This window comes from Xanthomonas sp. GW, assembly GCF_014236815.1.
Taxonomy (GTDB): Bacteria; Pseudomonadota; Gammaproteobacteria; order Xanthomonadales; family Xanthomonadaceae; genus Xanthomonas_A.
This window is the reverse complement of record NZ_CP051189.1, coordinates 2,225,028-2,238,628: the sequence shown is the minus strand read 5'-3', so window position 1 is coordinate 2,238,628 and position 13,601 is coordinate 2,225,028. Positions and strand designations below refer to the sequence as shown.

The 13,601-nt window shown below is 68.4% G+C and carries 12 protein-coding genes; 7 read left to right on the top strand and 5 right to left on the bottom strand.

All coding sequences use genetic code 11. From position 1 onward, the window contains the following. Positions 1-25: 25 nt before the first annotated feature. Positions 26-1,549, bottom strand: coding sequence for a fumarate hydratase (locus tag HEP73_RS09385; RefSeq protein WP_185822974.1), 1,524 nt, complete (start codon positions 1,547-1,549; stop codon positions 26-28). A 101-nt stretch (positions 1,550-1,650) separates the two neighbouring features. Here HEP73_RS09385 and HEP73_RS09380 point away from each other — a divergent pair, with 101 nt between their 5' ends. The 3 genes from HEP73_RS09380 (at position 1,651) to HEP73_RS09370 (ending at position 4,137) form a co-directional block, all read left to right on the top strand. Then, positions 1,651-2,532, top strand: a complete 882-nt coding sequence (locus HEP73_RS09380; RefSeq protein WP_185822973.1) for an RNA polymerase sigma-70 factor — start codon at positions 1,651-1,653, stop codon at positions 2,530-2,532. A gap of 110 nt (positions 2,533-2,642) precedes the next feature. Further along, positions 2,643-3,083 (top strand): carboxymuconolactone decarboxylase family protein, encoded by a 441-nt coding sequence (locus HEP73_RS09375; protein WP_185816132.1) that lies wholly within the window; start codon positions 2,643-2,645, stop codon positions 3,081-3,083. A 148-nt stretch (positions 3,084-3,231) separates the two neighbouring features. Continuing rightward, a complete protein-coding gene (locus HEP73_RS09370) occupies positions 3,232-4,137 on the top strand; it encodes a dimethylarginine dimethylaminohydrolase family protein (protein WP_185822972.1) in 906 nt (301 codons plus the stop codon). Between the two features lie 63 nt (positions 4,138-4,200). On the opposite strand, the gene HEP73_RS09365 is transcribed toward HEP73_RS09370, so the two are convergent. Then, entirely contained in the window at positions 4,201-4,428 is a 228-nt protein-coding gene (locus HEP73_RS09365) for a hypothetical protein (RefSeq protein ID WP_185822971.1), read from the bottom strand. A gap of 208 nt (positions 4,429-4,636) precedes the next feature. On the opposite strand from HEP73_RS09365, the gene HEP73_RS09360 reads away from it, so the two are divergent. The 3 genes from HEP73_RS09360 to HEP73_RS09350 all read left to right on the top strand — a co-directional run bounded on the left by HEP73_RS09360 (position 4,637) and on the right by HEP73_RS09350 (position 7,818). Further along, the gene (locus HEP73_RS09360) at positions 4,637-6,520 is read left to right on the top strand and encodes an ABC transporter ATP-binding protein (RefSeq protein ID WP_185822970.1); all 1,884 of its coding nucleotides are present in this window, start codon (positions 4,637-4,639) and stop codon (positions 6,518-6,520) included. A gap of 25 nt (positions 6,521-6,545) precedes the next feature. Further along, positions 6,546-6,941 carry a hypothetical protein gene (locus HEP73_RS09355; protein ID WP_255423730.1) on the top strand — a complete coding sequence of 132 codons (396 nt, stop codon included), beginning with the start codon at positions 6,546-6,548 and terminating at the stop codon, positions 6,939-6,941. A 97-nt stretch (positions 6,942-7,038) separates the two neighbouring features. Next, on the top strand, positions 7,039-7,818 hold the full coding sequence (locus HEP73_RS09350; RefSeq protein ID WP_179565247.1) for a ferredoxin--NADP reductase: 780 nt from the start codon (positions 7,039-7,041) through the stop codon (positions 7,816-7,818). A 157-nt stretch (positions 7,819-7,975) separates the two neighbouring features. On the opposite strand, the gene HEP73_RS09345 is transcribed toward HEP73_RS09350, so the two are convergent. Together HEP73_RS09345 and HEP73_RS09340 are read right to left on the bottom strand one after the other, a co-directional pair. Beyond that, the gene (locus tag HEP73_RS09345) at positions 7,976-8,467 is read right to left on the bottom strand and encodes a glutathione peroxidase (RefSeq protein WP_185822969.1); all 492 of its coding nucleotides are present in this window, start codon (positions 8,465-8,467) and stop codon (positions 7,976-7,978) included. 4 nt (positions 8,468-8,471) lie between these two features. Continuing rightward, a complete protein-coding gene (locus HEP73_RS09340) occupies positions 8,472-10,514 on the bottom strand; it encodes an amidohydrolase family protein (RefSeq protein ID WP_185822968.1) in 2,043 nt (680 codons plus the stop codon). Positions 10,515-10,722: 208 nt separating this feature from the next. Here HEP73_RS09340 and HEP73_RS09335 point away from each other — a divergent pair, with 208 nt between their 5' ends. Beyond that, positions 10,723-12,924: a M3 family metallopeptidase gene (locus HEP73_RS09335; RefSeq protein WP_185822967.1), complete on the top strand. Its 2,202-nt coding sequence runs from the start codon at positions 10,723-10,725 to the stop codon at positions 12,922-12,924. A 105-nt stretch (positions 12,925-13,029) separates the two neighbouring features. Here the strand turns inward: HEP73_RS09335 and HEP73_RS09330 are convergent, their stop codons facing one another. Further along, complete coding sequence (locus HEP73_RS09330) at positions 13,030-13,527, bottom strand: MarR family winged helix-turn-helix transcriptional regulator (protein WP_185816124.1); 498 nt, start codon at positions 13,525-13,527, stop codon at positions 13,030-13,032. Between the last annotated feature and the right edge of the window lie 74 nt (positions 13,528-13,601).

Sequence of the window (13,601 nt, the reverse complement as noted above, 5' to 3'; positions counted from 1 at the left end):
TCGCATTTCGCGCGGTGCCGGCGGCTCAGGCCGGCTCGACCACCACCGGGATCTTGCCGATGCGCGATTGCCATTCGCGCGGGCCGGTCTTGTGCACCGACTCGCCGCTGGAGTCCACCGCCACGGTGACCGGCATGTCCTTGACCTCGAACTCGTAGATCGCCTCCATGCCCAGGTCTTCGAACGCCAGCACGCGCGAGGCCTTGATCGCCTTGGACACAAGGTAGGCCGAACCGCCGACCGCCATCAGGTACACCGCCTTGTTGTCGCGGATGGCCTCGATCGCCGCATCGCCGCGCTCGGACTTGCCGACCATGCCGAGCAGGCCGGTCTGTTCCAGCATCTGCCGGGTGAACTTGTCCATACGCGTGGCGGTGGTCGGGCCGGCCGGACCCACCACTTCGTCGCGCACCGGATCGACCGGGCCGACGTAGTAGATGAAGCGGTTGGTGAAATCCACCGGCAGCGTCTCGCCGCGGTTGAGCATGTCGATCATGCGCTTGTGCGCGGCGTCGCGCCCGGTCAGCAACTTGCCGTTGAGCAGGATCACCTCGCCCGGCTTGAAACTGGCGACTTCCTCGCGGGTGATGGTGTCCAGGTTCACCCGGCGCGCGTTGCTCGGGTTGTAGGTGAGCTTGGGCCAGTCCTCAAGCGACGGCGGATCCAGCATCACCGGGCCGCTGCCGTCCAGGGTGAAATGCGCATGGCGGGTGGCCGCGCAGTTCGGGATCAGCGCCACCGGCAGGTTGGCGGCGTGGGTCGGATAGTCCTTGACCTTGATGTCCAGCACCGTGGTCAGGCCGCCCAGGCCCTGCGCGCCGATACCGAGCGCGTTGACCTTCTCGTACAGTTCCAGGCGCAGTTCCTCGGCCCGGTTGGAGGCGCCGCGCGCCTGCAGGTCGACGATGTCGATCGGCTCCATCAGCGCTTCCTTGGCCAGCAGCATGGCCTTCTCGGCGGTGCCGCCGATGCCGATGCCGAGCATGCCCGGCGGACACCAGCCGGCGCCCATGGTCGGCACGGTCTTGAGCACCCAGTCGACGATGGAGTCGGACGGGTTGAGCATCGCGAACTTGCTCTTGGCCTCCGAACCGCCGCCCTTGGCCGCCACGATCACCTCGACGTGCTCGCCCGGCACGATCTTGGTGTTGACCACCGCCGGGGTGTTGTCCTTGGTGTTGGCGCGCTTGCCGGCCGGATCGGCCAGCACGCTGGCGCGCAGCTTGTTGTCCGGATGGTTATAGGCGCGGCGCACGCCTTCGTTGACCATGTCCTCCACGCCCATCGTGGCGTCGTCCCAGCGCACGTTCATGCCGATTTCCAGGAACACGGTGACGATGCCGGTGTCCTGGCAGATCGGGCGGTGGCCCTCGGCGCACATGCGCGAATTGATCAGGATCTGCGCGATCGCGTCCTTGGCCGCGGGCGACTGTTCGCGCTCGTAGGCGGCGGCCAGATTCTTGATGTAATCGACCGGGTGGTAATAGCTGATGTACTGCAGCGCGTCGGCGACGGACTGGATGAGGTCTTCCTGCTTGATCGAGGTCACGGCTGGCTCTACGGCTGGCGGGGGGAAACCCGGCCATTTTAGGGCAAAGTGACCGCCTCGCCCGCTGTCACGCCGGCACGCGCTGTTCCGTCCTGGTCGCCATGAGCCCCGATCCCACCTTCGAATCCCAACGTCCCCGGCTGTTCGGCCTGGCCTATCGCCTGCTCGGCAGCCGCAGCGACGCCGAGGATGTGCTGCAGGACGCCTGGCTGCGCTGGCAGGCCAGCGACCGCGCCGCGATCCGCGACCCCGAGGCCTGGCTGGTGACCGCCACCACCCGGCTCGGGCTGGACCGGCTGCGCGCCGCGCGCAGCGCCCGCGTCCACTACACCGGTCCGTGGCTGCCCGAGCCGCTGGAGATCGCCGAGGACACCGATCCGGCCGAGCGCCATGCGCGCGCCGAGCAGGTGTCGGTGGCGTTCCTGGCGCTGCTGGAACGGCTGGGACCGGAGGAACGTGCCGCGTTCCTGCTGAAGGAGGCGTTCGACTACGACTACGCGCAGATCGGCCAGTTGCTCGGGCATGCCGAAGCCAACTGCCGGCAGTTGGTGCACCGCGCGCGCGAACGGCTCAAGGCCGGCCGGCCGCGCTTCGCGGTGGCGCCGGAGCGCCACCGGCACCTGCTGGAGCGCTTCATGCACGCCTCGCAGCAGGGCGACCGCGGCGCGATCGTGGCCCTGCTCGACGCCAACGCGCGGATGTTCTCCGACGGCGGCGGCAAGGTCACCGCCACGCTGCGCCCGCTGCTCGGCGCCGAGCGTATCGCCATGCTGTATTGGGCGGTGGCGCGGCGCGGCCTGGGCCTGCAGGTGCGGATCGGCACGGTCAACGGCGAGCCGGCGATCCTGCGCTTCATCGGTGCGCGGCTGCATTCGGCGGTGCTGGTAGTGATCGACGGCGAGCGCATCGTCGAAGTGCTGACCCTGATGAATCCGGACAAGCTGCCGGCGCTGGCCGGCGCGGACGCTGCCGCGAGCGGCTGAGGCGAACGCCTGACGCGAAAGCCTGATTTGGGGCGGCGCTGTCACGCCGCCGCGCGCTGCCGCGTCCTTGCTGCGAAGACGGCCATTGCGGCCGTCATGGAGCAAGACCCATGCACTTCCATCGCGTCGACTACACCCGCCACGAACCCGCCGCCTTCCGCGCCCTGTTGACCGCCAGCCAGCAGGTGCACGAGGGCGTGCTCGGCCACGAACTGGCCGAACTGGTGTTCCTGCGCGTGTCCCAGCTCAACGGCTGCGCCTATTGCATCGACATGCACGCCACCGCGCTGCGCAAGGCCGGCATCGAACCGCGCAAGCTCGACACCGTCGCCGGCTGGCGCGAGAGCCGCTTCTTCGATCCGCGCGAACGGCTGGCGCTGGCCTGGGCCGAGGCGCTTACCACGCTGCCGTCCGGCGCGCCGCCGCAGGACGCCTACGACGCCCTGTCGGCGCACTTCGACGAACACGGCATCAGCGCGCTGACCATGGCCATCGCCATCATCAACGCCTGGAACCGGCTCGGCGTAGGCCTGCAACCGGCAATGCCGTAAGCGCAGCGCGCAGCGGCGTACCGGCGCACGCCGGTACGCCGACCGCCTCAATCCCCAATCTCGAATCCCCAGTCCCGGCTTTCATGACCGCAAACCGCAACACGACCCCGCTAGCGTTTGCGCATCACCAACGCACAGCGAGGCGGGCATGAGCGAGAAATTCCTGGTAGGTGGCACGGCCGCGGACGACACGGACCTGGCATTGGCCGAGCCGCAAGCGCAGGCCTCCAGCGCCGCCCACGCAGGCCATCGCCTGCTGATGTGCGCGCCGCAGCACTTCGCCGTGGATTACGTGATCAATCCCTGGATGGAAGGCAACGTCCATGCCGCCAGCCGCGAGCGCGCGCAGGCGCAGTGGAACGCGCTGGTCGCCGCAGCCGAGGCGGCCGGCGTTCGGGTCGAGCGGATCGCGCCGGCCGCCGGCCTGCCGGACATGGTCTTCAGCGCCAACGCCGGCCTGGTGCTCGGCGACAGCTTCGTGCCCAGCCGCTTCCGCCACGCCGAGCGCCGCGGCGAGGAAGCGCTGTTCGCCGACTGGTGCCGCCGCGCCGGCTTCCGCATCCGCGCGCTGCCCGAGGACGTGCGTTTCGAGGGCGCCGGCGACGCGCTGCTGGAGCGCGGCGCACGCCGGCTGTGGATGGGCCACGGCCATCGCAGCGACCTGGTCGCCGCGCACGAGCTGGCCGACCTATTGGACATCGAGGTGATGCCGCTGCGCCTAGTCGATCCGCGCTTCTACCACCTGGACACCTGCTTCTGCCCGCTGCGCGACGGCTACCTGCTGTACTACCCGGCCGCCTTCGACGACTACGCCCAGCAGGCCATCGCCCGCCGCATTCCGCCGGCGCAGCGCATCGCGGTGAGCGAAGCCGATGCCCTCGCCTTCGCCTGCAACGCGGTGGACCTGGACCAGAGCGTGCTGCTCAACCGCGCCTCGCCAGAGCTGTGCGCGGCCCTGGCGCGGATCGGCTACCGCGTAGTGCAGACCGCGCTGGACGAATTCCTCAAGGCCGGCGGCGCGGCCAAGTGCCTGACCCTGCGCCTGGACGAGTGAGACGCTGAAGCGATCGACGGCCGGCCGGCGCTTGGCAGCGGCATGGGATACCTGCAGCGCCACTTAGCCCAGACCGTAAAGAAAATCCAGGAACTCCTTCCAGAGTTTGCCGACCCCGAGGCGGCCGCGCCCGCCAAGCAAGCGGAACACGGTGTAGACGACCGCAAACACGAAGAACACCAGCGCGGCAACGATGGGAACAACCGGCGGCAGAGATGAGTCGATCCAGAACACGCAACCGATGATGGCCAGACAGTAGACGACATAGCGGATGGCGAAGCCCGTCGTCATCGCGCATGTCCTCGAAAGCAACCGATCGTGGCAAGCGGCAGTTCGTCCTGCATGGAGATCGGTCCCTGGTCCGACTGCGAAGATAGCGGGAACATCGTCTTCGCGACAGCGGGCCGCCGCCGCGGGTGCGCCCTCCCACAGCGGCCCGCCGGTCTCGCCTGAGGCCCAAACACTCCCCGCGCACACCCGGCCCCGGCACAATGCGCGGATGGCTTCCCCTTCTCCTGTCCATGGCGCGCCGCGCCCGTCTCCCCGTACCGGCCCCAGCCTGCGCGAGCGCTTCGACGCAATGCGCAACCTGCCGCCGTTCCTGCGCCAGATCTGGCAGACCAGCCCCTGGCTGACCCTGACCAGCATCGGCCTGCGCGTGCTGCGTGCGCTGATCCCGGTGGCCTCGCTATACATCGGCAAGCTGATCATCGACGAGGCGATCCACCTGGTCGGGCAGTCGCCCGGCTTCACCTCGTTCGGCGAAGCGCTGGCCAGCGGGCGGTTAGAACGGCTGCTGGAATTGCTGGCGCTGGAACTGGCGCTGGCGATCGGTTCGGACCTGCTAGGGCGGCTGGTCAGCTATGCCGACACGCTGCTGTCGGAGCTGTTCAACAACGTCACCAGCGTGCAGTTGATGGAGCATGCCGCGCAGCTGGACCTGGAGGATTTCGAGGACCCGGAGCAGCAGGACAAGCTCGACCGCGCGCGGCGCCAGACCATGGGCCGGATGAACCTGATGAGCCAGCTGTTCGGCCAGGTGCAGGACGCGATCACCGTGGTCAGCTTCGCGGTCGGCCTGGTGGTGTATGCGCCGTGGCTGATGCTGCTGTTGGCCATCGCGCTGATCCCGGCCTTCGTCGGCGAGGCGCATTTCAACGCGCTGGGCTATTCGCTGAACTTCCAGTGGACCGCGGAGCGGCGCCAGCTCGACTACCTGCGCCAGGTCGGCGCCAGCGTCGAGACCGCCAAGGAAGTGAAGATCTTCAATCTGCACAGCTTCCTGATCGAGCGCTACCGCGCGCTGGCCGACCGTTTCTTCCAGGCCAACCGCGCGCTGGCGCGCAAGCGCATGCTGTGGGGCACGCTGCTGGCGGCATTGGGCACGCTGGGCTACTACGCCGCCTATGGCTACATCGCCTGGCGCACGGTACGCGGCGATTTCAGCATCGGCGACCTGACCTTCCTGGCCGGCAGTTTCCTGCGCCTGCGCCAGCTGCTGGAAGGGCTGTTGATCGGGTTTTCGCAGGTGGCCGGCCAGGCGCTGTACCTGGACGACCTGTATTCGTTCTTCCGCATCGTGCCGGAGATCCGCACCCGCCCCGGCGCGGTGCCGGTGCCGCGGCCGATCGTGCGCGGCTTCGTGTTCGAGAACGTCGGCTTCCGCTATCCGGACGCCGAGCAATGGGCGGTGCGGCACCTGGACTTCGAGCTGCGCGCCGGCGAGGTGCTGGCGCTGGTCGGCGAGAACGGCGCCGGCAAGACCACCCTGGTCAAGCTGCTGGCGCGGCTGTACGACCCGGACGAAGGCCGCATCCTGCTCGACGGCCGCGACCTGCGCGACTACGACCTGGACGACCTGCGCGCCAACCTGGGGGTGATCTTCCAGGACTTCGTGCGCTACCACCTCAGCGCCGGCGAGAACATCGGCGTCGGCCGGGTCGATTCGATGGCAGACGCGACGCGAATCCGCGCCGCCGCGCAGCGGGCGATGGCCAGCGAGCTGATCGAAGGCCTGCCGCACGGCTACGACCAGTTGATCGGACGCCGCTTCAAGACCGGCGTGGACCTGTCCGGCGGGCAGTGGCAGAAGATCGCGATCGCGCGCGCCTACATGCGCGATGCGCAGGTGATGATCCTCGACGAACCGACCGCGGCGCTGGACGCGCGCAGCGAGTTCGAGGTGTTCCAGCGCTTCAAGGAACTGTCCGACAACCGCACCGCAGTGCTGATCTCGCACCGCTTCTCCAGCGTGCGCATGGCCGACCGCATCCTGGTCCTGGCCGGCGGCCAGATCGAGGCCAGCGGCACCCATGCCGAACTGATGGCGCAAGGCGGCCGCTACGCGGAGCTGTTCGAATTGCAGGCCGCTGGGTATCGTTGAGCTTCGCCTGTCCTTCGGATCCGCCATGCTGCGACGCCTCCTGCCCTGCCTGCTTGCCGCCGCCGTGGCGTTCCCCGCTGCCGCGGCCGACCCGGTTCCCGGCCCGTCCGACTACGCCGCCGCCAAGGCCCTGGCCGACCGCGACGAGGCCGCGCTGCCCGGCGCGCTGGCCGAGCGCCTGCAGGCGCTGCAGCGCGCGGCGCTGGACGAGGGCGTGGCCAGCTGCGCCACGCCGCGCCCGGACACCTCGCCGTTCGTCGTCGTGGTCCAGCTGCAGGACGACGGCAACGTCGGCGCGAGCTGGCGCAACGGCACCACGCCGCTGGCGCTATGCCTGGAGCGCTTCCTGCGCCAGCGCCCGTTGCTGGTCCCGCCGAAGGCGCCGCTGTACCTGTCCTACGAACTGTCGTTCGAGAAGTGAAGCCCGCCGGGATGAACCGTCCCAAATGAGATTCCCTCTCATTTGAGCCGACATGGGGTAGAATGGCGCCCGCTCCTTCCCCATCACGATCAACGGCATGTCCTCTGCTTTTGGCCCCGAAACGGTGCTCGACGTCCGCCACTGGACGGACGACTACTTCAGCTTCACCACCACCCGCAACGAAGGCTTCCGCTTCGACAACGGCCAGTTCGTGATGATCGGCCTGGAGACGGAGACGCGGCCGCTGCTGCGCGCCTACTCCATCGCCAGCGCCAACTGGGAAGAGCGGCTGGAGTTCTTCAGCATCAAGGTGCCGGACGGCCCGCTGACCTCGCGCCTGCAGCACATCAAGCCGGGCGATGCGGTGCTGGTCGGCAAGAAGCCCACCGGCACCCTGCTGATCAGCGACCTGCACCCCGGCCGGCACCTGTACCTGCTCGGCACCGGCACCGGCCTGGCGCCGTGGCTGTCGGTGATCAAGGATCCGGAAACCTACGAGCGCTTCGACAAGGTGATCCTGACCCACGGCGTGCGTTTCGAAAAAGACCTGGCCTACCGCGACTACTTCGAAAACGAGCTGCCGCAGCACGAGTTCCTCGGCGAGACCATCCGCGAGAAACTGCTGTACTACCCGGCGGTGACCCGCGAGGACTTCCGCAACCGCGGCCGCCTCACCGAATTGCTGGAAAGTGGGCAGATGCAGCAGACCCTGGGCCTGCCGCCGCTGAACCCGGAATACGACCGGGCGATGATCTGCGGCAGCCCGCAGATGCTGGCCGACCTGCGCCAGACCCTGGACGCGCGCGGCTTCGTCGCCTCCTCGCGGATCGGCACGCCGGGTCACTACGTGTTCGAGCGCGCCTTCGTCGAGAAGTGACGCGCAGCCGCGATGCCTGCGCCTGCCAACCGCGACGCACCACTCGCAACGCACTACTGTAGGAGCGGCTTCAGCCGCGACAGCCGCTATCCGTAGAGCCTGTCGCGGCTGAAGCCGCTCCTACAGAAAAGCAGGCCGCATCGCACATCAATTCCGCTCAACCCAGCGCGCGCTCGATGTCCGCCGCCAGCGCTTCCGGCTTGTCGGTCGGCGCATAGCGTGCCAGCACCCGGCCGTCGCGGCCGACCAGGAACTTGCTGAAGTTCCACTTGATCGCGGCGATGCCGAGCAGCCCCGATTTCTGCTGCTTGAGCCATTGCCACAGCGGATGCGCGGCGTCGCCGTTGACCTGCACCTTGGCGAACATCGGGAAATCGACCTCGTAGGTCAGCGCGCAGAAGCGCTTGATCTCGTCCGCGTCGCCGGGTTCCTGGTGGCCGAACTGGTCGCAAGGGAAGCCGAGCACCACCAGCCCGCGCTCGCGGTACTGCCGCCACAGCGCTTCCAGTCCGGCGTACTGCGGGGTGAAGCCGCACTTGGAAGCGACGTTGACGATCAGCAGTACCTTGCCCGCATAGTCGGACAGCGGTTGCGGGCGGCCGTCGAGGTCGTCGGCGGTGAAGGCGTAGGCGGTGGTCGGCGTGTCCATGCACTCAATCCTCGACGGTGGCGATGCGCGCGGGCGCGGCGAACGGTTCGATGCCCAGCGCCGCGTAGACCTCGCTGGGGTAGTACGCCGTGCCCTGCTTGACCACCAGCGCGACCTTGCGCAGGTCGGCGATGTCGCGGGTCGGGTCGCCATCGACCAGCAGCAGATCGGCGCGCTTGCCCGGCGCGATCGAGCCGCGGCTGTCCAGCGTGCGCGAGTACTTGGCGCCGTTCCAGGTCGCCACCTGCAGCGCCTGCGCCGGGGTCAGCCCGGCCTGCACGTACAGTTCGATCTCGCGCTGCAGGGTGAAGCCGGGGGTGGCATCGGTGCCGGCCACCAGCGGCACGCCGGCGCGGTACAGGCGCCCGACGAAGGCGATCATCTTCTCGTAGGAACGGTCGTACAGCGCCGCGGTGGCGTCGTCGGGAATGTCGAACTCGGCGCTGCGCAGCCCGCGCTGCACGTCCGGCGGCAGATGCCCGGCGACCGCGGCATAGGCCTGCGACAGTTCACCCGGGCGCTGGCGGATGAAGTCGAAGGTGGCCACGGTCGAATCGATGACGATCTGCCGCTTGGCCAGTTCCTGCACGAAGGCCTGCACCGGCGCCGAGTCGAAATCCAGGTCGGCGGTGCGCTTGGCCGGCAGGTAGAAACGCTCCAGCGTGCGCGTATCGGTGTCGTGGGTGGCGTAGAAGTTCAGCAGCACCTGGTTGATGTGCTGGATCTCGTCGTAGCCCTGCTCCACCGCCTCGTGCGCGAGCATGTGCACCGGAATGTGCCCGCTCACGCGCAGGCCCTTGGCGTGCGCGTAGGCGGCGGTGTCGCGCACCAGCGCCTGCGGAAACGAGTTGTAGATCTTGATGCCGACGTAGCCGTGCGCCGCATACCAGTCGACCGCTTCGTTGGCCTGCGCCTGGGTGCTGATCACGAAGCCGTTGCGCGCCGCCATCGGGCTTTCGCCCTCCAGGAAGCCGCAGGCGACCAGGCTCGGCATCAGCAACTGGCCGGCGCGTTCTTCCTGCATCACCTGCTGCAGCGTGGCGTTGTCGTTGCCCATGTCGCGCACGGTGGTGACGCCGGCGGCCAGGTGCAGGCCGCCGTCCCAGCGACCGACGTGCCCATGCATGTCGAACAGGCCGGGCAGCAGCACCCGCCCCTGCGCATCGATCACCTGCTGCGCCTGTGCCGGCGCGCTGCCGGTGGCGACCACCGAGACGATCTTGCCGTCGCGCAGCAGCACGTCCGACGCGGCGCCGAGCGTGGCGTGCTCGCTGTCGAACACGCGCGCGTTGCGGATCAGCGTGGTGCCGGGCAAGGGATGCGCCAGGCGCTGCTGCAACTCGACCAGAGCGGTGGCTTCGGCCTGCTTCTGCGCCGCTTCCAGCGCGTCGGCATCCTTTTCGTAGCCGGTCTCGATCAACTGCATCCAGCCCGGCGCGATGAACGCGAACAGGCGCGGCGTGGTGTCGGTGGTGAGCCAGGCGAAGGTGGGAGTGAAGCCGACCCCGGTCAGCGCCACCAGTTGCACCTTGCGCGCGCTGTTGCCCTGGCCGACCTGCGCCTGCTGCAGCTTGCGCAGGGTCAGCGCGCCGCTGGGAATCAGCGGCAGCTTGCCGTCGGCGCGGCGGCTCAGCGCGGTGACCGCCGCCGAGGTCGCCGCCGGTGTGCCGCCGAGCGGCCAGTACTGCGCGCCGGCGGCCACGCGTCGCTCGCCCTGGTCGGACGTGGACTTCCACTGCACGCGCTCGCCGTCGCGGCTGAAGCGCTCGTCCACCGGCGCACCGAAGGTGGAGGTGCCCTGCACCTGGTAGGTCTTGAAGGTGCCGTCGGCGGCCAGCGTGTACTGCTCCTTCAGTTCCGGGCCACGGCCGTTGTCCTTGAACACGTAGTCGACCCGGGTGACGCCGTCGTCGCCGACGCTGACGTTCTGCTGCCCGGCCTGCTTGCCGCCGTCCACCAGCACCACGTAGCGCAGCGTCTGCGCCGACCACGCCGGCGCCGCCCATGCCGCGCACGCGGCCACGCACAAGCCGAAGATCGCTTTCATCTGTTTCTCCCCGCGGCCGTCGGCCGTCTTCACGCAATGGCAGTGGTCTGCATCGGTCTGGCGCTATATGACGCCGCCGCCGCGGCGAAGGCAAGCGCGCTTGCAGCATGTGCTGCGCTGCGCCACAGGCCCATGGCTTTAGTCACGGGCCGCATGCGCCGCACTGGGGTAGCCTGCATGGTCCGACCTTATCGATGGATACCGCTGGATGACCACCCGCCTCGCCCTCGCACTCGCCGCCACGCTCGGACTCGCCATGCCTGCCTACGCCAATGCCGCCACGCCCGCCGCTTCGCAAGCGGCCACGCAGGCCAATCCGTTCTTCGCCGAAAGTCCGCTGCCGCTGCACTACCCGCAGTTCGACCGGATCAAGGACAGCGACTTCGCCCCGGCCTTCGACGCCGGCATGGCGCAGCAGCTGAAGGAAGTGGAGGCGATCGCCAACCAGAAGGCCAAGCCGAGTTTCGACAACACCATCGTGGCGATGGAGAAGAGCGGCCAGGTGCTGGATCGCGCGACCACGGTGTTCTTCAACCTGGTCGGCGCCGACACCAACGATGCGCGCAAGCAGCTGCAGGCCGAGTACTCGGGCAAGTTTGCCGCGCACCGCGATACCATCTCGCTCAACCCCAAGCTGTTCGCGCGCATCCAGATGCTGTACGACACCCGCAACCAGCTCGGCCTGGACGCGCAGGGCGTGCGCCTGGTCGAGAAGTACTACAGCGACTTCGTGCGCGACGGCGCCAAGCTCGGCGATGCCGACAAGACCAAGCTCAAGGCGATGAACGCCGAGCTGGCCAAGCTCGGCACCCAGTTCAGCCAGAACGTGCTGGCCGAAGTGAATGCGGCCGCGGTGGTGGTGGACGACGTCAAGCAGCTCGACGGCCTGTCCGACGAACAGATCGCCTCGGCGGCCGAAGCGGCCAAGGCGCGCAAGCTCGACGGCAAGTACGTGATCGCCCTGCTCAACACCACCGGCCAGCCGCCGCTGACCCAGCTCAAGGACCGCGCGCTGCGGCAGAAGATCTACGAAGCCTCGGTGTCGCGCGGCAGCCACGGCGGCAAGTACGACAACACCGCGCTGGTGTCGCGGATCATGAGCCTGCGCGCCGAACGCGCCAAGCTGCTGGGCTATCCGAACCACGCGGCTTATTCGCTGGAAGACCAGACCGCCAAGACCCCCGAAGCGGTCAATGCGATGCTCGGCAAGCTGGCCCCGGCCGCGGTCGCCAACGCCAAGCGCGAGGCCGCCGACCTGCAGGCGATGATCGACAAGGAACAGAAGGCTGCAGGCAAGCCGAGCTTCACCCTCGCCGCCTGGGACTGGGCCTACTACACCGAAAAGGTGCGCCAGGCCAAGTACGACTTCGACGAGTCCCAGCTCAAGCCCTACTTCGAACTGAAGAACGTGCTGGAGAACGGCGTGTTCTACGCCGCCAACCAGGAGTACGGGCTGACCTTCAAGCAGCGCACCGATCTGCCGACCTACCGCGACGACCTGCTGGTCTACGACGTGTTCGACGCCGACGGCAAGCAACTGGCGATCTTCATCGCCGACATGTACGCGCGCGAATCCAAGCGCGGCGGCGCGTGGATGAATTCCTACGTGTCGCAGTCGGCGCTGACCGGCTACAAGCCGGTGGTCGCCAACCACCTCAACATTCCCAAGCCGCCCGCCGGCCAGCCCACGCTGCTGACCTGGGACGAGGTCACCACCGCGTTCCACGAGTTCGGGCATGCGCTGCACGGCATGTTCTCCGACGTGAAGTACCCGTACTTCTCCGGCACCAGCGTGCCGCGCGATTTCGTCGAGTTCCCGTCGCAGGTCAACGAAATGTGGGCGGACGACCCGGCCATCCTCAAGCACTACGCCAAGCACTACCAGAGCGGCGCGCCGATGCCGCAGGCCTTGCTGGACAAGGTGGTGGCCGCGGCCAAGTTCAACCAGGGCTTCGCCACCACCGAATACCTGGGCGCGGCGATGCTCGACCAGCGCTGGCACCAGCTCGGTGCCGGCCAGGTGCCGCCGGCCGCGGGGGTGATGGACTTCGAGGCCAAGGCGCTGGCCGCCGACGGCATCGCCTACGCGCCGGTGCCGCCGCGCTACCGCACGCCCTATTTCAGCCACATCATGGGCGGCTACGCGGCCGGCTACTACGCCTACATCTGGTCCGAGGTGCTGGACGCCAACACCCAGCAGTGGTTCAAGCAGCATGGCGGGCTCAGCCGCGCCAACGGCGACCGCTTCCGCCAGACCCTGCTCTCGCGCGGCGGCAGCGTCGATGCGATGCAGCTGTTCCAGGACTTCGCCGGGCACGCGCCGAAGATCGAGCCGTTGCTGGAAAAGCGCGGCCTGACCCCGGGCGGCGGCGACGGCGCCATGCCGCAGACGCCGGCCGGCAAGGACTGACCCCAGGCGCCATGCGTCCCCCAACGCCGCCCGCATCGCGGGCGGCGTTGTCGTTTGCGTGGCTTGCAGAAATCGCGTGCAGCGGCACGCTCGGACGCGGCGCGGTCAGCCGGCGCTGTCGATCCCGGCCAGCATCTTCTTGAGCAGCGTCTCCAGCTGCAATTGCTCGGCCTCGTCCAGGCCGGCGGTCTCCGCGTCCAGAAACGTGCACACCTCCGGCAACATGCGTTCGATCAGCGCGATCCCGGCAGGCTGCAGGGTCAAGGTGATCTTGCGCCGATCCTCGGGGCTGGCCGAGCGCAGCAGCAAGCCCTTGCCGCACAGGTTGTCGGTGAGGCGGGTGATGTTGGCAGGCTTCTCGCCCGCCGCCTCGGCCACTTCGGTCGGGGTGATGCACTGCCCGGGCGTGCCGTACAGCATCATCAGGATCTCGTATTCCGGCGGACTGATGCCGTGCGCCTTGAGCAGCCCGCAGGCATTGGCGTGGATGCGCTTGTACAGATGCTTGACGAGCCTGACCAGCACGGCCGGTTCGCGTGGGAAGGCAGGGTAGCGCTCGCAGGTGAAGGCGACGCGCCGCTCGGTCTGATCGAAACTTCCCATGGGGGATGCAATCGCAATTCGGGGGTGGGGGGCGCCCATGCTACCGACTGTTGTGCGACGGCAACCACCCGCCT